General features: G+C 74.1%; 24 protein-coding genes. 12 read left to right on the forward strand and 12 right to left on the reverse strand.

All coding sequences use genetic code 11. The features are described from left to right. Nucleotides 1–3 precede the first annotated feature (3 nt). The 3 genes from WCD58_RS23115 to WCD58_RS23125 form a co-directional block, all read right to left on the reverse strand. A complete protein-coding gene (locus WCD58_RS23115) occupies nucleotides 4–2,112 on the reverse strand; it encodes a hydantoinase/oxoprolinase family protein (protein WP_337705432.1) in 2,109 nt (702 codons plus the stop codon). A gap of 98 nt (nucleotides 2,113–2,210) precedes the next feature. After that, nucleotides 2,211–3,008, reverse strand: a complete 798-nt coding sequence (locus tag WCD58_RS23120) for an alpha/beta fold hydrolase (protein WP_337705433.1) — start codon at nucleotides 3,006–3,008, stop codon at nucleotides 2,211–2,213. 90 nt (nucleotides 3,009–3,098) lie between these two features. Continuing rightward, nucleotides 3,099–3,917, reverse strand: a complete 819-nt coding sequence (locus WCD58_RS23125; protein WP_337705434.1) for an SDR family NAD(P)-dependent oxidoreductase — start codon at nucleotides 3,915–3,917, stop codon at nucleotides 3,099–3,101. Nucleotides 3,918–3,977: 60 nt separating this feature from the next. On the opposite strand from WCD58_RS23125, the gene WCD58_RS23130 reads away from it, so the two are divergent. After that, nucleotides 3,978–6,356: a xanthine dehydrogenase family protein molybdopterin-binding subunit gene (locus tag WCD58_RS23130; protein WP_337705435.1), complete on the forward strand. Its 2,379-nt coding sequence runs from the start codon at nucleotides 3,978–3,980 to the stop codon at nucleotides 6,354–6,356. A 9-nt stretch (nucleotides 6,357–6,365) separates the two neighbouring features. On the opposite strand, the gene WCD58_RS23135 is transcribed toward WCD58_RS23130, so the two are convergent. Then, on the reverse strand, nucleotides 6,366–6,554 hold the full coding sequence (locus WCD58_RS23135) for a hypothetical protein (RefSeq protein WP_337705436.1): 189 nt from the start codon (nucleotides 6,552–6,554) through the stop codon (nucleotides 6,366–6,368). A 104-nt stretch (nucleotides 6,555–6,658) separates the two neighbouring features. Next, nucleotides 6,659–7,351, reverse strand: a complete 693-nt coding sequence (locus WCD58_RS23140) for a TetR/AcrR family transcriptional regulator (RefSeq protein ID WP_337705437.1) — start codon at nucleotides 7,349–7,351, stop codon at nucleotides 6,659–6,661. A gap of 279 nt (nucleotides 7,352–7,630) precedes the next feature. On the opposite strand from WCD58_RS23140, the gene WCD58_RS23145 reads away from it, so the two are divergent. Both WCD58_RS23145 and WCD58_RS23150 read left to right on the forward strand, forming a co-directional pair. Beyond that, entirely contained in the window at nucleotides 7,631–8,014 is a 384-nt protein-coding gene (locus tag WCD58_RS23145; RefSeq protein ID WP_337705438.1) for a hypothetical protein, read from the forward strand. A gap of 23 nt (nucleotides 8,015–8,037) precedes the next feature. Beyond that, on the forward strand, nucleotides 8,038–8,790 hold the full coding sequence (locus WCD58_RS23150) for an SDR family NAD(P)-dependent oxidoreductase (RefSeq protein ID WP_337705439.1): 753 nt from the start codon (nucleotides 8,038–8,040) through the stop codon (nucleotides 8,788–8,790). Here WCD58_RS23150 and WCD58_RS23155 read toward each other — a convergent pair. Then, nucleotides 8,778–9,953: an LLM class flavin-dependent oxidoreductase gene (locus WCD58_RS23155; RefSeq protein ID WP_337705440.1), complete on the reverse strand. Its 1,176-nt coding sequence runs from the start codon at nucleotides 9,951–9,953 to the stop codon at nucleotides 8,778–8,780. The genes WCD58_RS23150 and WCD58_RS23155 overlap by 13 nt on opposite strands. Here WCD58_RS23155 and WCD58_RS23160 point away from each other — a divergent pair. Beyond that, nucleotides 9,942–11,255 (forward strand): phytoene desaturase family protein, encoded by a 1,314-nt coding sequence (locus tag WCD58_RS23160; RefSeq protein ID WP_337705441.1) that lies wholly within the window; start codon nucleotides 9,942–9,944, stop codon nucleotides 11,253–11,255. The two genes, WCD58_RS23155 and WCD58_RS23160, sit on opposite strands and share 12 nt — an antisense overlap. Before the next feature lie 5 nt (nucleotides 11,256–11,260). On the opposite strand, the gene WCD58_RS23165 is transcribed toward WCD58_RS23160, so the two are convergent. Then, nucleotides 11,261–12,976: a class I adenylate-forming enzyme family protein gene (locus WCD58_RS23165; RefSeq protein ID WP_337705442.1), complete on the reverse strand. Its 1,716-nt coding sequence runs from the start codon at nucleotides 12,974–12,976 to the stop codon at nucleotides 11,261–11,263. A 218-nt stretch (nucleotides 12,977–13,194) separates the two neighbouring features. Further along, a complete protein-coding gene (locus WCD58_RS23170) occupies nucleotides 13,195–13,956 on the reverse strand; it encodes an enoyl-CoA hydratase/isomerase family protein (protein WP_337705443.1) in 762 nt (253 codons plus the stop codon). 56 nt (nucleotides 13,957–14,012) lie between these two features. On the opposite strand from WCD58_RS23170, the gene WCD58_RS23175 reads away from it, so the two are divergent. After that, on the forward strand, nucleotides 14,013–15,227 hold the full coding sequence (locus tag WCD58_RS23175; protein ID WP_337705444.1) for an enoyl-CoA hydratase-related protein: 1,215 nt from the start codon (nucleotides 14,013–14,015) through the stop codon (nucleotides 15,225–15,227). Here the strand turns inward: WCD58_RS23175 and WCD58_RS23180 are convergent. The 3 genes from WCD58_RS23180 to WCD58_RS23190 are packed head-to-tail and all read right to left on the reverse strand — an operon-like array spanning nucleotide 15,181 to nucleotide 17,808. Further along, nucleotides 15,181–15,795, reverse strand: coding sequence for a TetR family transcriptional regulator (locus WCD58_RS23180; protein ID WP_337705445.1), 615 nt, complete (start codon nucleotides 15,793–15,795; stop codon nucleotides 15,181–15,183). The two genes, WCD58_RS23175 and WCD58_RS23180, sit on opposite strands and share 47 nt — an antisense overlap. Continuing rightward, the gene (locus WCD58_RS23185; RefSeq protein WP_337705446.1) at nucleotides 15,776–17,323 is read right to left on the reverse strand and encodes an AMP-binding protein; all 1,548 of its coding nucleotides are present in this window, start codon (nucleotides 17,321–17,323) and stop codon (nucleotides 15,776–15,778) included. Before WCD58_RS23185 ends, WCD58_RS23180 begins: the two co-directional genes overlap by 20 nt. Then, the gene (locus WCD58_RS23190) at nucleotides 17,320–17,808 is read right to left on the reverse strand and encodes an ester cyclase (protein WP_337705447.1); all 489 of its coding nucleotides are present in this window, start codon (nucleotides 17,806–17,808) and stop codon (nucleotides 17,320–17,322) included. The genes WCD58_RS23185 and WCD58_RS23190 overlap by 4 nt, the downstream gene beginning before the upstream one ends. A gap of 77 nt (nucleotides 17,809–17,885) precedes the next feature. On the opposite strand from WCD58_RS23190, the gene WCD58_RS23195 reads away from it, so the two are divergent. The 5 genes from WCD58_RS23195 to WCD58_RS23215 are packed head-to-tail and all read left to right on the forward strand — an operon-like array spanning nucleotide 17,886 to nucleotide 21,187. Beyond that, a complete protein-coding gene (locus WCD58_RS23195; protein WP_337705448.1) occupies nucleotides 17,886–18,515 on the forward strand; it encodes a TetR/AcrR family transcriptional regulator in 630 nt (209 codons plus the stop codon). A 46-nt stretch (nucleotides 18,516–18,561) separates the two neighbouring features. Further along, on the forward strand, nucleotides 18,562–19,851 hold the full coding sequence (locus WCD58_RS23200; protein ID WP_337705449.1) for an aromatic ring-hydroxylating oxygenase subunit alpha: 1,290 nt from the start codon (nucleotides 18,562–18,564) through the stop codon (nucleotides 19,849–19,851). Next, nucleotides 19,848–20,333, forward strand: coding sequence for an aromatic-ring-hydroxylating dioxygenase subunit beta (locus WCD58_RS23205; RefSeq protein WP_337705450.1), 486 nt, complete (start codon nucleotides 19,848–19,850; stop codon nucleotides 20,331–20,333). The genes WCD58_RS23200 and WCD58_RS23205 overlap by 4 nt, the downstream gene beginning before the upstream one ends. After that, nucleotides 20,333–20,578 (forward strand): hypothetical protein, encoded by a 246-nt coding sequence (locus WCD58_RS23210; RefSeq protein WP_337705451.1) that lies wholly within the window; start codon nucleotides 20,333–20,335, stop codon nucleotides 20,576–20,578. Before WCD58_RS23205 ends, WCD58_RS23210 begins: the two co-directional genes overlap by 1 nt. A 9-nt stretch (nucleotides 20,579–20,587) precedes the next feature. Next, the gene (locus tag WCD58_RS23215; RefSeq protein ID WP_337705452.1) at nucleotides 20,588–21,187 is read left to right on the forward strand and encodes a TetR/AcrR family transcriptional regulator; all 600 of its coding nucleotides are present in this window, start codon (nucleotides 20,588–20,590) and stop codon (nucleotides 21,185–21,187) included. Here WCD58_RS23215 and WCD58_RS23220 read toward each other — a convergent pair. Continuing rightward, on the reverse strand, nucleotides 21,174–21,983 hold the full coding sequence (locus tag WCD58_RS23220) for an enoyl-CoA hydratase/isomerase family protein (RefSeq protein WP_337705453.1): 810 nt from the start codon (nucleotides 21,981–21,983) through the stop codon (nucleotides 21,174–21,176). The two genes, WCD58_RS23215 and WCD58_RS23220, sit on opposite strands and share 14 nt — an antisense overlap. A 53-nt stretch (nucleotides 21,984–22,036) precedes the next feature. Here WCD58_RS23220 and WCD58_RS23225 point away from each other — a divergent pair, with 53 nt between their 5' ends. Then, entirely contained in the window at nucleotides 22,037–22,831 is a 795-nt protein-coding gene (locus WCD58_RS23225) for an SDR family NAD(P)-dependent oxidoreductase (protein WP_337705454.1), read from the forward strand. A 54-nt stretch (nucleotides 22,832–22,885) separates the two neighbouring features. After that, nucleotides 22,886–24,058: an acyl-CoA dehydrogenase family protein gene (locus tag WCD58_RS23230; RefSeq protein WP_337705455.1), complete on the forward strand. Its 1,173-nt coding sequence runs from the start codon at nucleotides 22,886–22,888 to the stop codon at nucleotides 24,056–24,058. Nucleotides 24,059–24,067: the final 9 nt, after the last annotated feature.

The raw sequence follows: 24,067 nt of genomic DNA on the forward strand, positions 1-24,067 counted from the left end.
GGGTCAGGCTCCGTTCTGGGCGTTCGTGACGATGTGGAGGTTGCCGAGCTCGTCGACGGTGCCGGTGCGGCCGTCGGGGACGACGACGGTGGTCGTCGGGACCTCGATGACGGCCGGGCCCGTGACGACGTGGCCGGCGCGCAGGGCGGTGTAGTCGTAGATCGGGGTGTCGACGAAGCCCTGGCCGATCTCGAGATAGACGGGCCGGCGTGCCGACACCTCCGGCTCCCCGGACGCCTTCTCCAGCGGCGGCAGCTCCGGGCTGAACGGCAGGACGCCGCGGCCGCGGACGCGGTAGGTGATCGCCTGGATGCCGGCGGCGCTGAAGCCGGAGCCCTGGCCGTAGAGCTCGGCGTACTTCCGCTCGAAGCGCTGCGCGGCCTCGTCCATCGCGTTCTCGTCGAGCGGGCCGTCGCCGACGGGCACGGTGACCTCGGCGAGCTGCATCGCGTAGCGCATGTCGACCTCGCGGACGATCTCGACGCGGTCGAACTTGAGGCCCTGCCGGTCGAGGCCCTGGCGGACCTGGTCCTCGAGCTGGGCGAAGTTCTTCTCCGCGCGCACCGGGTCGACCGGGAGCTGGGCGGGGTCGGAGAGCTCCTGGGCGAGCGCGATGTCGGACGCGGCGAGGCCGTAGGCGGAGAACGCCGACGCGACCGGGCCGAGCGGGACGACGACCTCGTTGACGCCGAGGTGCGTCGCGTACTTCGCGCAGAACGCGGGGCCGGAGCCGCCGAAGGCGTAGAGGACGAACTCGCGGGGGTCGTGGCCTGCCTCGACGACGCTCTTGCGCAGCAGGTCGCCGGTCTGGGCGTTCTGGGCGGCGTGGATGGCCGCGGCGGCGTCCTCGACGGACAGGCCCAGCGGCTCCGCGACCTTCGTGCGGATCGCCTCGCGGGCCTGCTCCACGTCGAGCGCCTTGCGCCCGCCGAGCAGGCCCGAGGTCGGGAGGATGCCGAGCACGAGGTTGGCGTCGGTGTTGGTCGGCTCGGTGCCGCCCTGGCCGTAGCAGGCGGGGCCGGGGACGGCCTGCGCGCTGTGCGGGCCGATGCGCAGGTTGCCGCCGGCGTCGACCCACGCGATCGCGCCGCCGCCGGACCCGATGGCGTGCACGCGCAGGGTGGGGACGTTGATCGGGTGGTGGTTGATGACGGTCGTGGTGTCGCGCTCCGGCTCGCCGTCGACGATGAGCCCGACGAGGAACGTCGTACCGCCGACGTCGGTGGAGATGATGTTGCGGTGGCCGAGCCGCCGGCCCAGCTGCGACGAGCCGACGACGCCGCCGGTGAGCACCGACCCGACGGTCGAGATGGCCTGGGCCGGCGCCTCGGAGGCCGCGACCGCCCCGCCGTTGGACTGCATGACGAGCAGCGGGCCGGCGAGCCCGCGGTCCTTGAGGCTGGCCTCGAGGTTGGTGAGGTAGTCGCGCAGGCCGGGGCCGACCTGCGTGCTCATGATCGTCGTGGAGTTGCGGGCGAACTCGCGGATGCGCGGGCTGACCTCGCTGGAGAGCGCGACGTAGATGTCGGGGTCGATCCCGGCCACCAGCTCGCGGACGCGGCGCTCGTGGACGGGGTTGCGGAACGCCCAGAGCAGGGAGACGGCGATCGCGCGGATGCCGTCCTCGCGGAGCTTGTGCACCTGCGCGCGGACCTCGTCCTCGTCGAGCGCGACGATGACGTTGCCGTCGCGGTCGACGCGCTCGGTGACCTCGAGGGCGTGGCGCTTGGGCAGCAGGTGGTGGTCCTTGTCCTGCGCGAGGACGTGCTGCAGCTCGTGCGGGCTGCGCCCGAGGTAGCGCCCCTCGACGTTCATGATGAAGATCGAGTCGCGGTGGCCCTTGGTGGTCAGGAACCCGACCTCGGGGACCTGGCGCATCACCAGCGCGTTGAGGCTCGAGGTCGTGCCGTGGGCGACGTGGTGGGTGTCGGCCAGCATCTCCTCGACGGAGCGCCCGAGCTGCTCGGCGAGCAGCTCGAGCACGTCCAGCACGCCGCGGGAGTAGTCCGGCGGCGTCGACGGGGCCTTGGCCGCGATGACCGAGCCGGAGTCGTCGTCGAGCACCGCGTCGGTGAACGTGCCCCCCACGTCGACGCCGATCACGTAGGTCATGGATCACTCCTCGTCGAGCCGGCGTGACCCGAGCCACGCGTTTTACGGTGACGTCGACTATCTGACACTACCGAAGGCTCGTCAAGGGGCTGTCGGCCTCAGGCGTCGAGGAACGTCGTCACCGCGTCCTGCACGAGCACGGTGCGCGCGATACCGCCGAAGTGCGTGGTGCCGGGCAGGACCGCGAGCTGGGTGGCCGGGACGCCGACGAAGTCGCCGTTGACGTCGCCGCCGCGCAGGCGCAGGAACCGCACGGCGTGCTCGAGGCGGACGGCGTCGCAGTCGCCGACCGTGTAGAGCGTCGGGGCGGCGTAGCCCGCGATGTCCTCGTCGCTCCACGCCGGGCCGGCGTCGAGGGCCCCGAGCCTGTCGAGCAGGCCCTGCAGGCGCTCGGGGTGCGGCGACTTCGCGCGGTACGAGTCCGCCATGGGCGTGCCCTCGATCATGTCGACGGTCATGGCGCCGACGGCCTCGGTGTTCTCCGGGCGCATGCCGTCCGGGGTGAACGCCGCCGAGGAGACGACGGCGCGCCGGATCAGTTCGGGGTGGCGGATCGCGAGGGTCAGCGCGACCGCGCCGCCGACGCTGAAGCCGAACACGTCGACCTCCCCGATCCCGAGGTGCGCGAGCAGCGCGACGACGTCGCCGGTGAGCTCGGGGATCGAGAGCGGGCGGTCGATGTCGTTGGTGCGCCCGTGGCCCTGGAAGTCGGCGGCGATCACCGTGCGGCCCGCCGACAGGCCGGGCAGGAGTGCGCCGAACTGCAGGTCGATGTCGAACAGGCCGCCGTGCAGGAGCAGCAGCGGGGTGCCGCCGGCGTCCTCATCGCCGTGGATCTCGAAGTACATCTCCAGCTCGCCGATCGGGGCGTGGCCGGTGCGGGTGGGGGTGCTCATCGGGGCTCCTCGGGGGTGCGATCTCGTGCTGACACACGCGCGTCGAACGGCCCCGACGGTCTTCGACACGGTCCCCGGAGGATTTCTCGCTCAGGCCCCGTAGAGATCCATCCCGGCGTCGAGGGCGGGGAGCAGCAGCGTCCGCGGGGCGAGGCGCCCGCCGAGGGCGGAGAGCTGGTTGAGCAGGCCGGGGGTGACGCTGCGGTCGCCCCGGACCATCGCCGCGACCCCGGCCGCGGCGACGTCGGCGGCCTCGCCGACGAGGAGGTCGGGCACGCGGTCGAAGGCGTCGGTCCCGGCGGCGTCGGCGAACCCGGTACGGGTCAGGCCCGGGCTCACGGTGGTGAGGGTGACGCCGCTGCCGGACAGCTCGGTGTGCACGGCCTCGGAGAACGACTGCACGAACGCCTTGCTCGCGGCGTAGCTCGCCGCCCCCGGCAGCGGCTGGAAGGCCGTGATCGACGAGACGTTGAGGATGGCGCCGGGCCGGCCGTCCGCGGCGGCCCGGCGCACGAGCGCGCCCACGGCCGCCACGGTCAACGAGTGCAGCGCGAGGACGTTGAGCCGGACCAGCCCGTCGAGCGCGTCCTGCTGGTCGGCGATCTCGGCGACGCGGCCCGTCACCCCGAAGCCGGCCGCGTTGACCACCCCGGCGACGCGGTCGTCCTCGACCAGCGCGCGGGCGGCGGCGAGGTCCGCGTCGGCGCCGAGGTCGAGCGCGTGGACCTCCGCGTCCTGCCCGGAGAGCTCGCGCAGCTCCGCGGCGAGGTCGGCGAGCGCGTCGCCGCGGCGGGCGACGAGCAGCGTCGGGTGGCCGCGGCGGGCGAGCTCGCGGGCGATCGCCGCCCCGATCCCCGAGGAGGCCCCGGTGACGAGGACGGCGGCGTCGGGCCCGGGTGACGGCAGCATGACCCGCGAGTACCCGCTCGACTTGCGTTCGAGTGCGCTCGAAGGCCTAGCGTCGAGGACGTGCCTGGTTCGATCATGGGAACGGCCGTCCGCCGCGTCGAGGATCCCGAGCTCCTCCGCGGCCACGCCACGTACGTCGACAACATCGTGCCGCCGGGGACGCTGTACTGCGTCTTCGTCCGCTCACCGCTCGCGCACGCCCGCCTCGACACGGTCGACGTCGCGAAGGCCCGGGAGGCGCCGGGTGTCGTCGCGGTCCTGACCGGCGACGACATGACCGACATCCCCGACCACCGGCCGTTCATGGTGCTCAACGACGCCTGCGCGCGCCCGCTGCTCGCCCGCGGCAAGGTGCGGTTCGTCGGCGACATGGTCGCGGCGGTCATCGCCACCACGCGCGCCGAGGCCGTCGACGCCGCCGAGCTGGTCGAGATCGACTACGACCCGCTCGAGCCCGTCGTCGACCCCGAGGCCGCCCTCGCCGACGGCGCCCCGCTGCAGTTCGAGGAGCTGGGCTCCAACCTCGCCGCCGGGTTCCGCGACCCCGACGACGTCCGCCCGCTGGACGACGCCGACGTCGTCGTGCGCGCGCGGATCGTCAACCAGCGCCTCGCCGTGGCGCCCATGGAGGGCAACGCGGTGACGGCGACGCCGGGCGGTTCCGAGGAGCCGTACGACATGACCGTGCACGTCTCCACGCAGATGCCGCACGGGCTGCGCGGGCAGGTCGCCGCGCAGTGGGGCTGGGACACCGAGCGCGTCCGCGTGGTCGCCCCGCACGTCGGCGGCGGGTTCGGCGGCAAGGCCGGCATGGCGCCCGAGCACGCGGTGGTCATCGAGGCGGCGCGACAGCTGGGCCGCGCGGTGACCTGGACCGAGACGCGCTCGGAGAACCTCACCGCGATGCCGCACGGCCGCGGCCAGGTGCAGTACGGCGAGCTCGGGCTGCGCCGCGACGGCACGATCACCGGGCTGCGGGCCCGGGTGGTCGGCGACTCCGGCGCCTACGCGGGCTTCGGCGGCGCGCTCGCGCTCGGCCCGACGCGGAACATGGCGCAGGGCGTCTACCGCATCCCGGAGATCGCCTACGACGGCGCCGCGGTGCTGACCACGACGACGCCGATGGGCGCGTTCCGCGGCGCCGGGCGCCCGGAGGCCGCGGCGATGGTCGAGCGGCTGGTGGACATGGCCGCGCGCGAGCTCGCGATGGACCCCGCCGAGCTGCGGCGCAAGAACTTCCTGCAGCCCGAGGAGTTCCCGCTGACCACGCGCACGGGCTCGCTCTACGACTCCGGCGACTACGGCCACGCCCTCGACGTCGCGCTGCGCGAGTCCGGGTACGACGCGCTGCGCCGCGAGCAGGCGGAGCGCCGCGCGCGGGGCGACCGCGTCGCGCTGGGCATCGGGCTCGCCGTGTACGTCGAGGTCACCGCCGGGGGCGGCGGTGGCGAGTACGGGTCGGTGAGCGTCGACGCCGACGGCGGGGCGACGGTCGCGGTGGGCACCTCCGCGCACGGCCAGGGGCACGCGACCTCGTTCGCGATGATCGTCGCCGACCGCCTGGGCGTGCCGATGGAGCAGGTGCGCTTCGTCCAGTCCGACACCGCGGCGGTGCCGCGCGGCGGCGGGACGGGCGGCTCGCGGTCGCTGCAGCTCGCCGGCTCCAGCGTGCTCGTCGCGGCCGACACCGTGCTCGCGCGGGCACGCGAGGTCGTCGCGTCGGCGCTCGAGGCGGACGTCGACGACATCACCGCGGTCGACGGCGGCCTCGGTGTCGCCGGCGTCCCCGACCGCGCGCTGACCTGGCGCGAGATCGCCGCCGCGGCCGGCGAGCAGGGGGTGTCGCTGGCCGAGGTGCGCGACGAGCAGCAGCCCGGCGCCACCTATCCGTTCGGCGCGCACGTCTCCGTCGTCGAGGTCGACCTCGACACCGGGCGGGTCACGCCGGTCCGCCACGTCGCCGTCGACGACTGCGGCACGGTGCTCAACCCGACGCTGGTCGCCGGGCAGCAGCACGGCGGGCTGGCGCAGGGCATCTCGCAGGCGCTGTGGGAGGGCTTCTCCTACGACGCCGACGGCAACCCGACGTCGGGCACGTTCGCGGCCTACCTGCTGCCGACCGCGGCCGAGGTGCCGAGCTACGAGGCCTCGTCCACCGAGACCCCGACGCCCTACAACCCGCTGGGCGCCAAGGGCATCGGCGAGGCGGCGACGATCGGGTCGACGCCGGCGGTGCAGAACGCCGTCGTGGACGCGCTGGCCCCGCTCCGGGTGCGGCACGTCGACATGCCGCTGACGCCCGACCGCGTGTGGCGGGCGATCCGCGACGCCGAGACCGGTACGCCCGCCGACCCCTGGACCGAGCCGCCGGCGTTCTTCGCCGACCTGCCCGTGCGCGGCGCCGCGGCCGACCCGGAGGCCGCTGCGGTGGACGTGTAGACCGCGTCGTCAGCGGCGCTCGCGGGGGCGGGGCGTGACGAGGGCGGGCGCGCACACCCCGCAGCGCCGGCGCTGGGCCTCGACGTCCTCCCCCGCGGCCCACGCGCGCACCACGTCCACGGCGTGGGACCGCAGGCCCGCGGGGACCTCCTCGGGCCGGTGGTGGTGCAGCGACCCGTCGGCGATGGCGTCGCGCACCGCGGCGACGCCGGCGACGAGGCGGACGGAGGCTCTCTGGGAGGGTGCGACACCCGGCGAAACGGTCACATCGCCCCCAACGGCGCGGGCGACCCGGAACTCGATCACTCGATCGGGGCGGACCCCGAGCGGTCCCGGCGCGTCTCCCCCGGCACGCCGCCGCACCCGGCCCACACCATCGCCGCGGTGCGCGCCGCCCAGTCCTCGGCGAGGGTGTCGCCCCGCGCGGCGTGGGCCAGCCACGAACCGGTGAGCAGGTCCTCGGCCGTGGTGTGGTCGGCGTGCCCGCGCAGGTGGCCCGCCTCGACGCCGGCGCGCAGGCACGCCCGCAGCCGCCCGCGCCAGGGCTCCATGAGGTGGTGCCGGATCTGCTCGCGGACGCGGGGGTCGGTGCCGGCGACGAGCGCCGCCGCGACCAGGGCGGTCGCGTCGTGCTCGACGACGAAGCGCCGGAAGCGCGCGAGCTCGGCGACGAGGTCGGCGAACGGGTCGCCCGACGACGGGCCGGGGTCGCCGTCACGGATCGTCGCGAGCGCGGCGAGGGCGAGCTCGGTGCGCCCGGACCACCGCCGGTAGACCGCCGCCCGCGTCGTGCCCGCCTCCTCGGCGACCGAGGCGACCGACAGGCCCGGCAGCCCGTCGCGGCGCAGGTGGCGCAGCACCACCTCGAGCACGAGCCGGTCGATCTCGGTGTTGCGGGGACGTCCGCCGACGTGCGCCGCTCCGTCACCCGAGGTCGTCGGACGGACCGGCGGGGCCGCCGGCGGGCGCGCGAGGTCGTGCTCGGACGCGGACACGACCGCTAGGTGGCCCCGGCGCACCGATACACAAACGTGTCGTATCGCTGCATTCCGTGACCGATGTGACGGTGTGCCGATCACTCTCACGGGGGGCGACCGCAGCTGGGCCGACCGAGTGATCGGATCGTGACCTCGTGGTGCGCCATCCGGGGTCACTGACACGGACCGTATTGCCCAGTCGACTGTGGCAAGGATAACGTTTAGGTCGATTCGATACATGGCTGCTGTGTATCGCCGGGGGCGCGCGTGGGGGCCGACGGCACGGCGGGGAGGGACATGATGATCACGAACCGCGATCTGGACGTCATCGGTCTGCGCGACTTCACCGGGCTCGACGCGCCCGCCCCGAGCCGGGGGGTCACCTTCGTCGAGGACGTCACCTACGAGCTCCTCCGCGAGGTCCCGCCGTCCCGCGACGGGTGGTCGCTGCTCTGCCGCCGCGGCGGGCGCGTCTCCTGGTCGATGCCGCTGGCCCCGCGCGGCGCGGCGCCCCGCGTCCGTCCGGCCGTGGCCCAGGCGGTCGCCGTCCGCGTGCTCACCGAGCAGGGCGTGTTCGTCAGCGGCTGGAACCAGGTCCCGGCGCACGACGCCGCCGACCGCGACCACGACGAGCACTTCGTCGCCCGCCGGCCGCACGGGGCGTCGGCCCTCCCCGTCTGAGGAGCCCGATCTAGCCTCGGTCCGTGAGCGGACCGTGGGCGCTGGTGGCGGGCGGATCGGGTGGCATCGGCCGGGCGATCGGGCGCCGGCTCGCCGCCGACGGATGGGACGTCGCGCTGACCTACCGGTCACGCCCCGAGGCGGCCGCGGCGGCCGCGCGCGACGTCACCGACGCGGGCCGGCGGGCGGTGACGGTCGCCCTCGACCTCGAGGACGCCACCGCGGCGGCGGAGGTCGTGCGCACCGCGACGCCCGAGCCCCCGACGGCCGTCGTCTACGCCGCGGGCCCGCACATCCCGATGCGCTATCTCTCGGCGATCACCCCGGAGCAGTACCGCGCGCAGATCCTCGGGGACACGGTCGCGGCCTACAACCTGCTGCACCCGGCCATGGCGGTGCTGCGCGAGACGCGCGGGAGCATCGTCGCGCTGGTGACGCCCGCGATCGAGCGCTACTCGAAGAAGGACGCGCTCTCGTCGGCCCCGAAGGCGTCGGTCGCCGCGACCGTGCGGGGCATCGCCGCCGAGGAGGGCCGCTACGGCGTGCGCGCCAACTGCGTCGGCGTCGGGCTGATCGAGGGCGAGGGCATGTGGCGCGAGCTCGTCGCGCGCGGCGACTACACCGACGAGCTGCTCGACGCCGCGCGCCGCAACCTCGCGCTGCGCCGCTTCGGGTCGGTCGACGACGTCGCGGAGGTCGTCGCGTTCCTCGTGTCGCCGCGCGCCGGGTGGATCACGGGTCAGACCATCGACGTCGACGGCGGCTACGCCCTCTGACCGGCGATGTCGCGGTGCGGGTCGACGGCGGCGAGCTTCGGCAGCACCCGGTCGGCGTAGACGTCGAGCGCCCGCTGCGCGACGTGCTGGGGCATGCCGCCGAAGGCGAAGAGGTTGACGACCCCGCCCGCGTCGAGGGCCCGCACCCGCTCGACGGTCTGCTCGACGAGGTCGTCGGGGGTGCCGCCCATCTGCAGGTCGGCGAGGAACCGGTTGAACGCCGGCAGCCCGTGCCTGGTGATGTTGCGCCGCAGGCCCGCGTAGTACTCGTAGCCCGGCACGTGCTCCAGGCGTTCGTCGGTGAACCCGTAGTGGTCGATCGTCGAGCGCGCGTAGGCCGTGGCGTACTCGTCGTGCAGGTCGCGGGCGCGGGCCGGGTCGGGGTCGACGGTGGTGAAGTTGACGAGCACCGGTGCCGGCGGGTCGGCGCCGTGGATCCCGCGGAACAGCTCGCGGTACTCCGCGGTCTCGCGGACGGTGACCTCCCACGGCTTCTGGGCGATGAGCATCAGCCCGTAGCCGAGCGTCGCCATGATCCGCGCCGACTCCGGCGACACCGCCGACGCGTAGGTGCGCCCGCGGAACGTGGTGAACGCCGGCGGGTGCAGCTCGGCGCGCGGCTGGCGGTACAGCTCGCCGTCCGCCTCGATCGCGCCGGACTCGAACGCCCCGGAGATCGCCGTCGCGTACTCGACGAACCGCTGCCGCGACTCCCCCATCTCGAGACGGAACCCGTCGAACTCCACCGACCCGAGCCCGCGGCCCAGCCCGAGCACCACGCGCCCGCCCGACACCGAGTCCAGCCAGGCGATCTCCTCGGCCACCCGCACCGGGTCGTGCCAGGGCAGCACCATGACCATCGTGCCCAGCCGCGCGTGGGTCGTGCGACCCGCGAGCCAGGTCAGGAGCTGGGCCGGGTTCGGCATCATGTGGTACCGCGTGAAGTGGTGCTCGGCGGTCCAGATCGACCCGAAGCCCCGCGGCTCGGCCTGGTCGGCCAGCGCGAGCCCGCCGCGCACCACGTCGTGGTCGTCGCGCCCCTCCTCCAGGGCCTGGAAGAAGAGCCCCATCCCGACGTGCACGGCGACCGCCTCCTCGAAATCTGAATCCAGACTAGAAAAAGTGCCGGGCGTGGGCAACGATCCGGAGCCATGGAGCAGCACGACGTCGATGTCCTGGTGATCGGCGCCGGCGCGGGCGGCCTGTTCACCGCCGCCCGCCTGGCCCACCGCGGCTACCGGACGCTCGTGGTCGAGCGCCTCGACCGCGTCGGCGGCCGCGCCTCCAGCGAGGTGATCGACGGCTTCACGGTCAACAACGGCGCGATCGTCATCGAGACCGGCGGGATCACCGAGCAGACGTTCGCCGAGGTCGGCGCGCGCTTCGACGTGCGCCCCGCGAAGCCTCCCATCCTCTACCGGATCGGCGGCAAGGACGTCGACGTCACCGGCGGCGGCTGGGGCTACCTGCTGGGCAAGCTCACCCGGCAGGGCGCGAAGCTGCTCGACGGGCTCGGTGCCGCGCGGACCGACGACGGGCTGCCCGACGGCGGGCTCTCGACCGCCGACTGGGTGCGCCGCTACACGGGCAACGAGAAGGTCCACGGGATCTTCCGCAACATGTGCGCGTCGATCTTCGCGGTGAGCTCCGAGGACCTGCCGGCGGCGGTCTTCCTGACCTACTTCACCCGGCGCAGCGCGTTCAAGAAGTTCGGCTTCTGCCCCGAGGGCACGATCGGGGTCTGGCGCGCGCTCGCCGACGCCGTCGAGGGCACGGGACGGGGCGAGGTGTGGCTCGACAGCGAGGTCACGGGACTGGAGCTGGGTGACGACGGCACCGTCACCGGCGCGACGGTGGTGCGCGACGGGCGCGCGGTGTCGGTCTCCTGCCGCGTGGCGGTCAGCGACGCCGGCCCCGCCGCGACCGCCGACCTCGTCGGCCGCGACCGGCTCCCCGCCGACTACGCCGCGACGGTCGACACCACGCCGTGCGCGATGCTCGTGGTCAACTTCGCGAGCCGCGAGCCCCTCGTCGAGGCGCCGGGCCTGCTGAGCTTCGCCACCACGCGGCGGATGTGCTACGTCGCCAACTTCACCGCGACCTGCCCGGAGATGGCCCCGGAGGGCTGGCACCTCTACAACGGCACCTCGGTGCCCGAGCCCGCGACCGGAGCGTTCGACGCCGACCGCGAGCTCGAGCTGCTGTACGACGACCTCCGCGAGCAGATCCCCGGCTTCGACGGCGCCCGCGTGCTCTCGACGACGGTGTGGAGCGACGCCTGGCCGCCCCAGCGCGCGGTCGCGGGCCACGACCTCCCGCACACCACCCCGATCGCGAACCTCTGGAACGTCGGCGACGCGGTGAAGCAGTTCGCGAACGGCGGCACGACGGCGTGCGCGGAGACCGCCGCGCTCGTCGTCGACGAGATCGCCGCGCGGTTCCCGGTGCGCGCGGCGACGGCCTGAGGCCCTCAGGACGCGGGGACCGGCTCGGTCGCGCCCTGTTCCGCCACCATCCGCGCCAGGCGGAACTTCTGCACCTTGCCCGTCGGGGTCGTCGGCAGGTCCGTCGCCTCGAGGAACACCACGCGCCGCGGCACCTTGAACCGGGCGAGCTGCTCCCTGCACAGCGCGACGAGGTCGTCGGCCGTCACCGCCGCCCCGGCCTTCGGCACCACGCACGCGACGCCGATCTCGCCCCAGCGGTCGTCGGCGACCCCGACCGCGAAGGCCTGGCTGACCCCCGGGTGGCGCGAGAGGACCTCCTCGACCTCCTTGGGCATGACGAGCTCGCCGCCGGACTTGTAGAGCTCCTTGCTGCGGCCGGTGAGCACGACGTAGCGGTCCTCGGTGAGGTATCCGAGGTCGCCCGAGCGCACCCAGCCCTCGTCGTCCAGGGCCCGCGCGGTCTCCTCCGGCTTGCCGTAGAAGCCGAGCATGTTCGTCGGTCCGCGGGCCGCGAGCTCGCCCTCCTCTCCCGTCGGCAGCGGCTCGCCGGTCATCACGTCGATCGTGCGGTACTCGGTGAGGTCCCCGCTCCCGGGCAGCCCCGCGGCGCCCGCGAGCTTGACCCGGCCGACGGTCGCCGAGAGCCGCTCGAACGGGTCCTCGGGCAGCGAGAGCGTCATCGCCCCACCCTGCTCGGTCATGCCGTAGCCGGTGACGATCTCGTCGACGCCGAGGGTGTCGCGGACCTTCTCCCACAGCCACACCGGCGCGGGCGCGGCGCCGGAGAGGATGGCGCGCAGGCTGGAGAGGTCGCGGGTCGCGAGGTCGGGGTGCTCGAGGATCGCGACGGTCATCGTCGGCACGCACAGGATGTCGGTGGCGCGGTGGCGCTCGATGCCCTCGAGGTAGCGGCCGGGGTCGAAGGCGGTCTGCGGAACGATGGCGCCGCCGACCATCATCGCCGCCATGAGGCCCTCGACGTAGCCGAACATGTGGTAGCAGGGCAGCGAGAACAGGATGCGCCGGCCGTCCTCGAACGCCCTGGTCAGCGCCGAGGCGTAGCCGGTGCGCTGGCTCGCGTCGTGGGTGATGAGCACGCCCTTGGGCGAGCCGGTGGTGCCCGAGGTGTAGAGGATGTCGGCGACGTCGCCGGGGCCGGCGCCGCGCCCCGCACTGCCGCCCGGGTGCTCCCGGCCCAGCTGCTCCAGGTCCTCCACCGACCCCACACCGTCACGCGACCGCCCGTCGGTGGACAGGGTGACCACCCCGCGCAGCTCCGGGAGCGCGTCCTGCTCGCCACGGTCCCAGCCCGGCGCGATCTCGTCGAGCATCCCGAGGTGGTCGAGCCCCGCGAACCCGGTCATCGTGATCAGCAGGTTGGCCTCGGACTGCTCGAGGACGTAGCGCAGCTCGTCGGTGCGGTAGAGGTAGTTGAACGGGATGGCGATCGCGCCGGCCCGCGAGATCGCGAACTTCAGGGGCACGAACTCCACGTAGTTCGCCATCACCAGCCCGACCCGGTCGCCCGGGCGCACGCCGAGCGCGACGAGGCCGTCGGCGAGGCGCTCGGTCCACGCCTCGACGTCGGCGTAGGTCACCGTGCGGTCGTCGGTGATCACCATCGGGCGCTCGCCGAACTCCCCGGCGCAGTGCGCGAGCCGCTCGTGCAGCGTCATCGGCGTCCACGTCTCGAAGCGCCGCCGCAGCGCGTCCCGCCGCTCCTCGAGGCTCGCACCCATCGCGTCCACCCGTCCCTCGATTTTTTATTCGCGAGAAGAATATGAGCCGGTCGTGACCCGGACCACCCACAGATCCGTGACAGGTCGACCACGGTGAGTACAGGACACACCGGGCAGGGCATGTCGGGCGCGTCATCGGGAGATCAGGAGCGCGTGGTCCACCGCCGACGGCGCGTCGAGGGGGATGACGCGCTCGTGATCTCCGGGAGCGCCGTGCCCTACCGCCTCCGGAACCGGGCCAGCCGCTCGCTCACCGCCGGGTCCGCGAGGTGCTCCAGCACCACCTCGGTCTCGCGCGCCAGGCCGTCCTCGAGCGGCTCGCGCAGGCCCTCGTGGACGAGCCGCTTCGTCCGCGCCGCGGCGCCCGGGTCGGCGCGCAGCAGGCGCGTGACGACCTCGCCGACCAGCGCGTCGAACCCCTCGGCGGGCGCGCTGCGCCAGGCCAGCCCGAGCGCGACCGCCTCGGGGCCCGAGAGCCGCTCGCCGAGCAGGATGTGGGTGAGCGCGCGCTGCGACCCGAGCAGCCGGGGCAGGCGCTGCGACCCGCCGCCCGCGGGCACCTGGCCGAGGCGCGCGTGGTTGTCGGCGAGCACGGCGTCGTCGCGCACGACCACGACGTCGGCGGCCTGCACGAACTCGAAGCCGCCGGCGGTCGCGGACCCCTCGACCGCCGCGACCACGGGCACCGGGAGCGTCGCCACCACCGAGCACGCGCGGTGGAAGGCGTCGAAGAGCCCGCGCAGCGCGTCACCACCCGCGGCGCCCAGGCGCGTGACCTCGTCGACGTCGCCGCCCGCGCAGAAGTGCCCGCCCGCGCCGCGCACGACGATCACGCGGGTGCGGCCGGCCAGGTCGACGAGCGCGTCGTGGAGCCCCTCGGCCAGCGCCACGGTGATCGCGTTGCGGGCGTGCGGACGGTTCAGCACGACGTGCCCGACCTCCCCGTCGACCCGGGCCAGCACGGGCGCTTCCTCGGACACGGTGACTCCCCACCTCGGCGCGTGTTCTAATCCATATTAGAAGAATGGAGGCTCGCATGGAGTCGCACGAGAAGACCGCGCGCGTGCTGTACGACGCGCTGGCCACGGGCGACCGGGCGGCCCTCGACACCGTGCTCGACCCGGCGTTCGTCGGCGAGGCCACCGAGGGCCTGCCGTTCGGGCTCGGCGGGTCCCACCAGGGCGCCGAGGCGATGATCCGCGACTTCTGGTGGGCGATCGGGCGGCACTACCGCGCCCGCGCCGAGCCCGCCGAGTTCCTGGCCCTCGCCGACGGCGGGCTGCTCGTGCTCGGGCGCTACGCCGGCACCGCCCGCGACGGCGGCCGGGCGCTCGACGCGGCGTTCGCGCACGTCCTCACGTTCACCGACGACGGCCGCATCGCCGCGCTGCGCCAGTACACCGACAGCGCGCGCTGGGCCCGAGCTGTCGAACCAGCGGCGCGCTCCACGCCGGCCGGGCAGCGCGAGCTGCGCGTGGTCCGCTACGACGTCACCGGTGGCGTCGCGACCATCGAGCTCGACCGCCCCGAGGCCGGCAACGCGATCGACCCGACGATGGTCGAGGACCTCGACGAGGCCACGTTCCGTGCCGCGCACGACCCCGCGGTCCGCGCGGTGCTGGTCCGCGGCACCGGGCGCAGCCTCTCGGTCGGCGGCGACCTCGCGTTCTTCGCCGGCAACGCCGACGACATCCCCGAGCGGCTGCGCTGGATCATCGACCGCTACCACGTCACGCTCGACCGCCTCGCCACGCTGGACGTGCCGGTGGTGTGCGCGGTGCACGGCGCGCTCGCGGGCGGCGGGCTGGGGCTCGCGCACGTCGCCGACATCGTCGTCGCCGCCGACGACAGCCGTTTCGCCGTCGGCTACGGCGCCATCGGGCTGGCCTCCGACGGGGCGAACTCCTGGTACCTGCCGCGCCTGGTGGGGATGCGGCGCGCCCAGGAGATGTTCCTGCTCAACCGCATGCTCACCGGGCCCGAGGCGCTCGAGGCGGGCCTGGTCACCGAGGTGGTGCCCGCGGCCGAGCTCGCCGGGCGGGCCCAGAAGCTCGCGACCACGCTCGCCGCCGGACCGACGAAGGCCTACGGGCACATGAAGCGCCTGCTGCTCGCGAGCCAGGACGCCGACCTGTCCCGCCAGCTCGCCGAGGAGACACGGCACATGACCGCCTCGGGGGCCACCGACGACGCCCGCGAGGGGATCACGGCGTTCGTGGAGCGCCGCCGCCCGGAGTTCCGGGGCCGCTAGGGAGGCGCAGCAGCGCGAACACGGCGTCGGCCGTGCGGCCCGGGTCCTGGCCGGCGAGCCCGGCGGCGTTGAGCGCGCCGAGCAGGAGGTCGCGGACCTCCCCCGGCTCCGGCCCGGCGGCGAGGGTGCCGTCGGCCTGCGCGTCGGCGATCAGCCCGGCCCAGCGCCGCAGGTACTCGCGGCGCAGGGTGCGGAAGCCGTCGAGCTCCGCGTCGACGGAGAACGGCGGCGCGAGCACCACGACGGCGTAGTCGGAGAGCTCCGCGAGCGCGCGCAGGTGGGCGTGGACGCCGGCGCGCAGCCGCTGCGCCGGGGTGCCGGTGGGCACCGCCATCGCGTCGAGGCGCTGCAGCGAGGCGCGGATGCCCTCCTCGAGCACGGCCTCGACGAGCCGCTGCTTGGAGGCGAAGTGGAAGTAGAGGCTGCCGGTGCGCAGGTCGGCGGCCGCGGCGATGGCGTTCAGCGAGGCACCCGCGGGCCCGTGGCGCGCGATCTCGGCCGCGGCGGCGTCGAGGATGCGCCGTCGGGTCAGGTCGCCCTTGCTGACCTCAGTGGATGCGCCTGTCATGTCCGCGCCAGTATGGCTCGCGCAGGGTCGGCTTGATGACCTTCCCGGTCGCGGTGCGCGGCAGGGCGTCGACGACGTCGACGGACTTCGGGCTCTGGAACCCGGCGAGGCGCGCGCGGGCGAAGGCCACGATGTCGTCCGGGTCCGGGGACGCGCCGGCCGGGACGATCACGGCCTTCACCGCCTCGCCCCAGCGCTCGTCGGGGACGCCGATGACGGCGACCTCGGCGACGTCCGGGTGCTGGGCGAGCACGCGCTCGACCTCGGCCGGGTACACGTTCTCGCCGCCGGTGACGATGCGGTCCTTCGCGCGGTCGACGAGGTGGATGCGGCCGGCGTCGTCGAGGCGGCCGAGGTCGCCGGTGCGCAGCCAGCCCTCCGGGGTGAGCGCGGCCGCGGTCTCCTCGGGGCGGTGCCAGTAGCCGACCATGTTCTGCACCGAGCGCGTCCGGATCTCGCCGACGGCGCCTGCGGGCACGTCCTGCTCGGTGCCCGGGTCGACGACGCGCACCTCCACCCACGGGTACGCGCGCCCCGCCGACGCCAGCGCGGGCCCGCCCTCCCGGTGCTCCTCGGCGGAGAGCTGCGCGAACGCGCCGGTGGCCTCGGTCAGCCCGTAGATCTGCACGAAGTCGCAGCGCAGCGCCACCATCGCGCGCTTCAGCGCGTCCTCGCCGATCGGGGCGCCCGAGTAGATCATCTGCCGGAGTCCGAGCGGGCGGGAGTCGACGCCGGGCACCGCGCACAGCGCCGCGAGCATCGTCGGGACGCAGAACGCCGTGGTGACGCCGTGCGCCTCGATCGCGTCGAGCACGTCGCCGGGGACGAAGTCGCGGACGACCACCGCGCGGGCACCCCGGGCCATCCCCGCCAGCGCCCACGCCAGCCCGCCCATGTGGAACAGCGGCATCGCGACGAGGCTGACGTCGCCGTCGCGGAACCCCCACGCGGTCGCGATCTCGCCGATCAGCACGGCGAGGTTGGGGCCCGCGAACATCGCGCCCTTGGGCCGGCCGGTGGTGCCGGAGGTGTAGAGCTGGAACGCGACGTCGTCCGGCGCCGACGTGCGGCCGGGGTCCGCGGCCGGCCCCACCCAGTCGGGTAACGACCGCCAGGACGCGTCGCCGTCCACCGGGACCTCGCCCAGCACCACCACGCGCCGGCCGGACAGGACGTCCGCGAGCGCCGCCGCGACCGGCTCGTCCACCAGCACGACGGACGCGCCCGAGTCGTCGATCATCGACAGGAGGTCGTCGGTGGCCAGGCGCCAGTTCAGCGGGGTCAGCACCGCGGCGGCGAGGCCGGCGCCGAACAGGATCGGGAAGTAGGACGGGTCGTTGCGCGCGACGAGCACGACCCGCTCGCCGGGGGCGACGCCGTCGCGCACCAGCGCGGACGCGACCGCGCGCGCCTGCTGGCGCAGCGCGGTCCACGTCGTCCCCTCGCCGGGACGTCCGGCGGGCTCGACGGCGATCGCGTCGGGCGCGGCGGCGCACCGGTCCTCGAGCAGGGTGCGCAGACTCGTCATCGCGCACCGCCCCGGTGCACCCCGATCTGCTTCATCAGCCCGAGCAGGTCGTAGGTCGCGTTGAGGTAGCAGGCGCGGTCGCCGCGGAAGTCGAAGACCTCGAGCCCCGCGAAGGCGAACGGCCGCCCCGTCCCCTCGATGCCGGGCGGGTCGAGACGCCCGGAGAAGTGCCCGGTGCCGCGCCAGTGGAACGCCGCGCGGGCGCGGTCGTCGGCGAACAGCGGCGGCGCGGTGACCTCCCACTGCAGGTCCGGGTAGGCGCCGAGGACGTAGGCGATGTAGCCCTCCGCGGCCGCCGGGCCCTGCACCGCCCAACCGGTGTGGCGGGTGGTCGGGCTGTCGAGCACGAAGTCGTCGGTCAGCAGCTCGCGGCAGAGCTCGGGGCGGTTCTCGTTCCACGCCCGGATCCAGCCCTCGTACCAGCGGACGGCGAACGCGCGGTCGAGCACCGTCGCGTCGCACTTCGGGACCACCACTGCGGTCATGCCCACCTCCGGCTGATCTAACTTTGGTTAGAATCTAACGAGAAGCAGATTCCTCGGCAAGAAGTACGGTCGGCGGCGTGGCCACGGTGACCCGTCGGGCGCACGGCTCCCGTGCCCGGCGACGGCAGGAGAACCTCGCGAAGCTCCTCGACGCGCTCGAGGCGATGCTCGCCGAGGGCGAGTCGTTCACCGAGGTCAGTGTCGAGCGCCTCGCCGCCCGCGCCGGGGTCTCGCGGTCGACGTTCTACGTGCACTTCGAGGACAAGGGCCGACTGCTCAGCGAGCTGACCGCCGACGTCGTCGACCAGCTGCTCGAGGCCGGCCGCGGGTGGTGGGGGAACGACCCGCCGGCGTCACCGGACGAGCTCCGCGCGAGAGCCGGGACCATCGTCGCGACGTACCGCCCGCGCGCGGAGCTCATGCGCGCGGTCATCGACTCGTCGAGCCACGACCCCGCGGTGCGCGAGGTGTTCCGTGAGCTGACCGGCCGCTACGTCACCGAGATCACCGCCCACATCACGGCGGGCCAGGCGGCGGGGACCGTGCGCCGCGACGTCCCGCCCGGGCCCACCGCGCAGATGCTGACGGCGATGGCCGAGCGCGGGCTCGACCGGATGCTGCGCGGCGCCGACGACGCCGCCGCGCGCGACGCCGTCGAGGCCTTCACCGCGATCGTCTGGAACACCCTCTACCGCGACGCCCCCTGAACCTGGACACTGTGTCCAGACATGGTGTCCTGACGGGAGCGCGTCCATGACCACCACGGAAGCCGGCCTCCGCTCGCTGGTCCTCCCCGACCGCGTCCACGGCTCGCTCTACACCGACGACGAGATCTACGCCCGCGAGCTCGAGCGCATCTGGTACACGACGTGGGTCTACGTCGGTCACGCGAGCGAGATCCCGGAGCCGAACGACTACGTCCGCAAGACGATCGGGCCGCAGCAGGTCGTCATGACCCGCGACAAGTCCGGCGCGATCCACGTGCTGCACAACCGCTGCTCGCACCGCGGGAACCTCGTCTGCGACGCCGACCGCGGCAACGCCGGCTCGTTCCGCTGCCCGTACCACGGGTGGACGTTCGCGAACACCGGCGACCTGCTCGGCTTCCCGTTCAACCAGGGATACGGCGGCTCCCGCGCCCGCGCCGAGCTGCCCGGGCTCGGGGCGGCGCCGCGCGTCGAGTCCTACCGCGGCTTCGTGTTCGCGAGCCTCGCGTCGGAGGGGCCGACGCTGCACGAGCACCTCGGCGCGGCCGCCGAGCGCCTCGACCGGCTCTGCCGCCTCTCACCCGAGGGCGAGGTCGAGCTGACCGCGGGCTGGATCCGCCACGAGGTCACCGCGAACTGGAAGATGCTCGTCGAGAACGAGACCGACGGGTACCACCCGCAGTTCGTCCACTCCTCGATCTTCTCGATCTCCGGCAGCGGCATCGGCGCGCTCTACAGCGACCGGTCGACGGCGGTCACGCGCGCGCTCGGGGGCGGGCACACCGAGAACGACCTCAGCCCCGAGTTCCGCAAGCTCGGCGTGCCGATGGGCTGGGCGGGCACGCCGGAGGCGAAGATCCCCGAGTACGTCGCCGCCATGCGCTCCGCGTACGGCACGCGGACCGGCGACGAGATCATGATCAACGGCTCGCCCCACGTCATGATCTTCCCGAACCTGTTCGTCGCGGAGATCCAGCTCTTCCAGATCCAGCCGCTCGCCGTCGACCGGACCGTCCAGCACGTCACCGCGATCCAGTTCAAGGGCGCACCCGACCTCAACCGCCGCCTCGTCACCCAGTGCGTCGGCTCGGTCGGACCCGCCGGGATGCTGCTCGCCGACGACGCCGAGATGTACGAGCGCAACCAGCGCGGCGTCGCGCAGCGGCAGCCGGAATGGCTCGACCTCACCCGCGGGCTGCACCGCGAGCGCGTCGACGAGGACGGCTACACGATCGGCACCGCCACCGACGAGACGTCGATGCGGGCGATGTGGCGGCACTACCTGGAGCTCATGGAGACGGAGCCTGCCGGAGCTCGACCATCGGAGGAGTCGTGACGAGCGTCGACGTGGGAATCGACCTCCGCGAGGCCGAGCAGTTCCTCTACCGCGAGGCGCGACTCGCCGACGTGTTCGCGCTCGAGGAGTGGGAGGCCCTCTGGACCGACGACGCCGTCTACCACGTGCCCGTCGACCCGGACGCCGATCCGCGCACGCACATGTCGATCGTCTTCGACAACCGCGGGCGCATCGCGACGCGCATCAAGCAGCTGCAGACCGGGCGCCGGCACTCGCAGCGCCCGCCGTCGCGGCTGTGCCGGTCGGTGACGAACGTCGAGGTCGTCGGCGTCGAGGGGGACGACACCGTCGTCACCTCGGTGGTGCAGATCCTCGAGTCGCGCGACCGCGGGCGGACGTGGTGGGTCGGGCGGGCGACGCACCGGCTGCGCCGTGTCGACGGGGAGCTGCGCATGGCGGCGAAGACCGTCGTGCTGGTCGATTCCGATCGGTCCCTGCCGACGATGTCGTTCCTGATCTGATGGACGACCCCGGCGTCGTCGCCAACGAGTTCGCCACGGTGTCGGTCTCGGTGGACGACCGCGGCAACAGCACCCGCCTGCGCCTGGAGGACCTGCGCACCGGCACCGTGCGCTACCTCGACGCCCTCGAGCTCGAGTCGATCGTGTGGGCGCCGGACGAGTGGATGCGCGCGCTGCTCGACCCGTCGCAGCACCGGTGGCGCGACGCCGGTCGAGGACCCACCCGGGAGTCACTCGACCCCTAGGATCACGCCGTGCCCCGGGAGCGGAAGTCCGCCCGCACCCGCGAGCGCATCCTGGCCGCGGCCGCGCAGGTCCTGTCGCGCAAGGGCTGGGCGGGCACACGGCTGGCCGACATCGCCGAGGTCGCCGCGGTGCAGGCGCCGGCGGTCTACTACTACTGGCCCTCGCGGGAGGACCTGCTCGCCGAGGTCGTGGTCACCGGCCAGCAGGCGACGCTCGAGCACGTCGTCGCGTCGCTCGAGGCGCTGCCCGCGGACGCCTCGGCGCTCGACCGCATCGACGGCGCCATCGCCGCGCACCTCGAGGTCGTGCTGCGCCGCTCGGAGTTCTCGCTCGCGGCGATCCGCAACGCCGCGCAGCTGCCCGCCGACATCCGCGAACGCCAGCTCGTCGGGCAGCGCGAGTACGCCGACGTGTGGCGCCGGCTCGTCGAGGACGCCGTCGCCGCCGGGGAGCTGACCGCCGACGTGGACGCCCGCGCCGCGCGCATGCTCGTGCTGGGCGCGCTGAACTGGGCGCCGGAGTGGTGGAACCCCGAGCGCGGCCCGCTCGAGGACGTCGTCGCGACGACGCAGCACGTGGTGCGGCGGGGCCTCGCTACCCCCCGGTGAAGCGCGGCGCGCGCCGCTCGATCACCGCGTCCAGACCCTCGCGCGCGTCGGCGGTCCCCGAGAGCTCGGAGACCGTGCGCGCCTCCTCCGGCAGCTGCGCCTCGACCCGCGCGCCGAGCCCGGACCACAGCAGCCGCTTGGTGGCGGCGAGCGCCTGCGGGGCGCCGGCCGCGAGCGTCGCGACGAGCTCCTCGGTGCGCGCGGCGAGCTCGTCGTCGGGCACGACGGCGGTGAGGATGCCGGCGTCGAGCGCCTCGGCGGCGGACAGCACGGGGTTGGTCAGCGCGATCTCCATCGCCTTGCGCAGCCCCACGAGCGCCGGGAGCGTCACCGTCGCGCCCGCGTCCGGGGCCATGCCCACCCGCGTCGCGCCGCCGAGGAACTGCGCGGACTCCGCGGCCACGACGAGGTCGGCCGCGCACACCAGCCCGAACCCGCCACCGCCCGCGGCGAACCCGTGCACCGACGCGACCACGGGCGCGGGCAGCGCGAGCAGCGCCTGCACCACCATCTGCAGCCGCGAGGTGGCCTCGCGCAGGTAGTCCGGGAGCCCGGTGCCCTTGCCGGCGAAGGTCTTGACGTCGCCGCCCGCGCAGAAGTGCTTCCCCTCGCCGGAGATCACCAGAACCCGCAGCCCCGGGCGCGCGTGGCAGGCCATGACCGCGTCGTGGAAGGCGCGCAGCAGCTCGACGTCGAGGCCGTTGGAGGCCTCCGGCCGGTTGAGCCGCAGGCGCGCGACACCCCGGTCGTCGACGTCCAGCAGGACCGGTCCGGACCCCACGACCTGCTCGCTCACCGGTACCCTCCTCGCTGGTTTCTAATGCGGATTAACCGTACACGGGAGGGTCCATGGATCTCGCCCTCGCCGACGCCCGCGTGATCGTCACGGGCGGGGCGTCCAACATCGGTCGCGGCATCGTGCACGGCTTCGCGCGCGAGGGCGCCCGCATCCTGCTCGCCGACCGCGACGGCGAGCAGGCCGCACGGGTGCGCGAGGAGGGCCTCGCCCTCGGCGCGGCGGCGCTCGAGGTGCTCGAGATCGACCTGACCGTCGAGGGCGCGGGCGGGCGGGTCGTCGGCGCGGCGGTCGAGCGCTGGGGCGGCGTCGACGCGCTCGTGAACAACGCCGGCTGGAGCGTCCCGGGCTTCCTCACCGAGCAGACCGACCGGGCGCTGTGGCAGCGCACGATCGAGACGAACCTCTACACCGCGATCGACGCCACCCAGGCCGCACTCGGGCCGATGGGCGAGGCCGGCGACGGGTCGATCGTGTTCATCTCCAGCGACGCCGCGTTCGGCGCGATCCGCCAGGGCGTCTACGGCACGACGAAGGCCGGGCTGATCGCGCTCGCGCGCACCACCGCGCGCGAGCAGGGACGTCGCGGGATCCGGTCGAACGTCGTGTGCCCCGGGCTCGTGCTGCCCGAGGAGGGCGGCGTCGGCGCGGCGAGCCTGTGGGCCGGTGGACGCGACGCGGTGTTCGACGAGGCGCAGGTCGCGTCCGTCGTGAAGCAGCAGCCGCTGCGCCGGCTGACCACCCCCGCCGACATCGCCGACGCCGTCGTCTGGCTGTCCTCGCCGCGGGCGGCGCGCCAGGTGACCGGGCAGGTCGTCGCCGTCGGCGGCGGGTCGTCGATGCCGTAGACATCTCCCCCCGCCGTTTTTATTCTGGAGAAGAAACCGAGCCCGGGAGCCCGCGTGAACAAGACCTCGATCGTCCCCGAGACCGACGAGCGCGCCGCGCTGCGCGACGCCGTCACGGGACTGGTCGGCCGCTACGGGCACGACTACTTCGTCGCCCGCGCCCGCGCGCACGAGGAGCCGACCGCGCTGTGGAAGGACCTCGGCGCCAACGGCTTCCTGGGTGTCCACCTGCCCGAGGAGTACGGCGGCGGGGGCGGCACGCTCGGCGACCTCTCGGTGGTGGTCGAGGCCGCGTCGGCGGCGGGCTGCCCGCTGCTCATGACCGTCATCTCCCCCGCCATCTGCGGCACGATCCTGGCCCGCCACGCCTCGCGCGAGATGAAGCAGCGCTGGCTCACCGGCATCGCCGACGGCTCGCTGAAGATGGCGTTCGCGATCACCGAGCCGGACGCCGGGTCGAACTCCCACGAGATCACGACCACGGCCCACCAGGACGGCGACGGGTGGCGGCTGAGCGGGACCAAGTACTGGACCTCCGGCGTCGACGAGGCCGACGCGATCCTCGTCGTGGCGCGCAGCGGCACCGCTGATCCGTCCGGCCCGCGACGTCCGCTGTCGCTGTTCGTCGTCCCCACCGACTCCCCCGGCCTGACGTACCAGCCCATCGAGGCCGCGCTCGTGCAGCCCGAGCACCAGTTCACGGTGTGGTTCGACGACGTCCTGCTCGGCCCCGAGGCGCTCATCGGCGACGACGGCAACGGGCTGCGCCAGGTGTTCTCCGGGCTGAACCCCGAGCGGATCACCGCGGCCTCGATCAGCAACGGCATCTCGCTGTACGCGCTGGAGAAGGCCGCCGCCTACGCGACGCAGCGCACGGTGTGGAGGGGCGTGCCGATCGGCGCGCACCAGGGCGTCGCGCATCCCCTGGCGGAGGCGTACATCCAGGTGTCCCAGGCCCGCCTCATGGCCGCGCGCGCCGCGGAGCTCTTCGACGCCGGCGCCGACGCGGCCGAGGCGTCGAACATCGCGAAGTTCGCCGCGGCCGACGCGTCGCTGCGCGCGCTCGACCAGGCCATGCAGACCCACGGCGGCAACGGCCTCGCGCTGGAGTACGGGCTCGCCGACCTGTGGTTCCTCGCGCGCATGCTCAAGACCGCGCCGGTGAGCCGCGAGATGGTGCTGAACTTCGTCGCGCAGCACAGCCTCGGGCTGCCGTCGTCGTACTGACGGGCGTCC

The organism is Actinomycetospora flava, assembly GCF_037400335.1.
GTDB classification, from domain to species: Bacteria; Actinomycetota; Actinomycetes; order Mycobacteriales; family Pseudonocardiaceae; genus Actinomycetospora; species Actinomycetospora flava.

Excerpts from the sequence above, each read along its gene's own strand:
- WCD58_RS23125 (WP_337705434.1), bottom strand. The coding sequence starts at position 3,917 with ATGCTGCCGTCACCCGGGCCCGACGCCGCCGTCCTCGTCACCGGGGCC.
- WCD58_RS23115 (WP_337705432.1), bottom strand. The coding sequence starts at position 2,112 with ATGACCTACGTGATCGGCGTCGACGTGGGGGGCACGTTCACCGACGCG.
- WCD58_RS23180 (WP_337705445.1), bottom strand. The coding sequence starts at position 15,795 with ATGACAGGCGCATCCACTGAGGTCAGCAAGGGCGACCTGACCCGACGG.
- WCD58_RS23165 (WP_337705442.1), bottom strand. The coding sequence starts at position 12,976 with ATGGGTGCGAGCCTCGAGGAGCGGCGGGACGCGCTGCGGCGGCGCTTC.
- WCD58_RS23145 (WP_337705438.1), top strand. The coding sequence starts at position 7,631 with ATGATGATCACGAACCGCGATCTGGACGTCATCGGTCTGCGCGACTTC.
- WCD58_RS23210 (WP_337705451.1), top strand. The coding sequence starts at position 20,333 with ATGGACGACCCCGGCGTCGTCGCCAACGAGTTCGCCACGGTGTCGGTC.
- WCD58_RS23175 (WP_337705444.1), top strand. The coding sequence starts at position 14,013 with ATGGAGTCGCACGAGAAGACCGCGCGCGTGCTGTACGACGCGCTGGCC.
- WCD58_RS23120 (WP_337705433.1), bottom strand. The coding sequence starts at position 3,008 with ATGAGCACCCCCACCCGCACCGGCCACGCCCCGATCGGCGAGCTGGAG.
- WCD58_RS23225 (WP_337705454.1), top strand. The coding sequence starts at position 22,037 with ATGGATCTCGCCCTCGCCGACGCCCGCGTGATCGTCACGGGCGGGGCG.
- WCD58_RS23185 (WP_337705446.1), bottom strand. The coding sequence starts at position 17,323 with ATGACGAGTCTGCGCACCCTGCTCGAGGACCGGTGCGCCGCCGCGCCC.
- WCD58_RS23160 (WP_337705441.1), top strand. The coding sequence starts at position 9,942 with ATGGAGCAGCACGACGTCGATGTCCTGGTGATCGGCGCCGGCGCGGGC.
- WCD58_RS23200 (WP_337705449.1), top strand. The coding sequence starts at position 18,562 with ATGACCACCACGGAAGCCGGCCTCCGCTCGCTGGTCCTCCCCGACCGC.
- WCD58_RS23190 (WP_337705447.1), bottom strand. The coding sequence starts at position 17,808 with ATGACCGCAGTGGTGGTCCCGAAGTGCGACGCGACGGTGCTCGACCGC.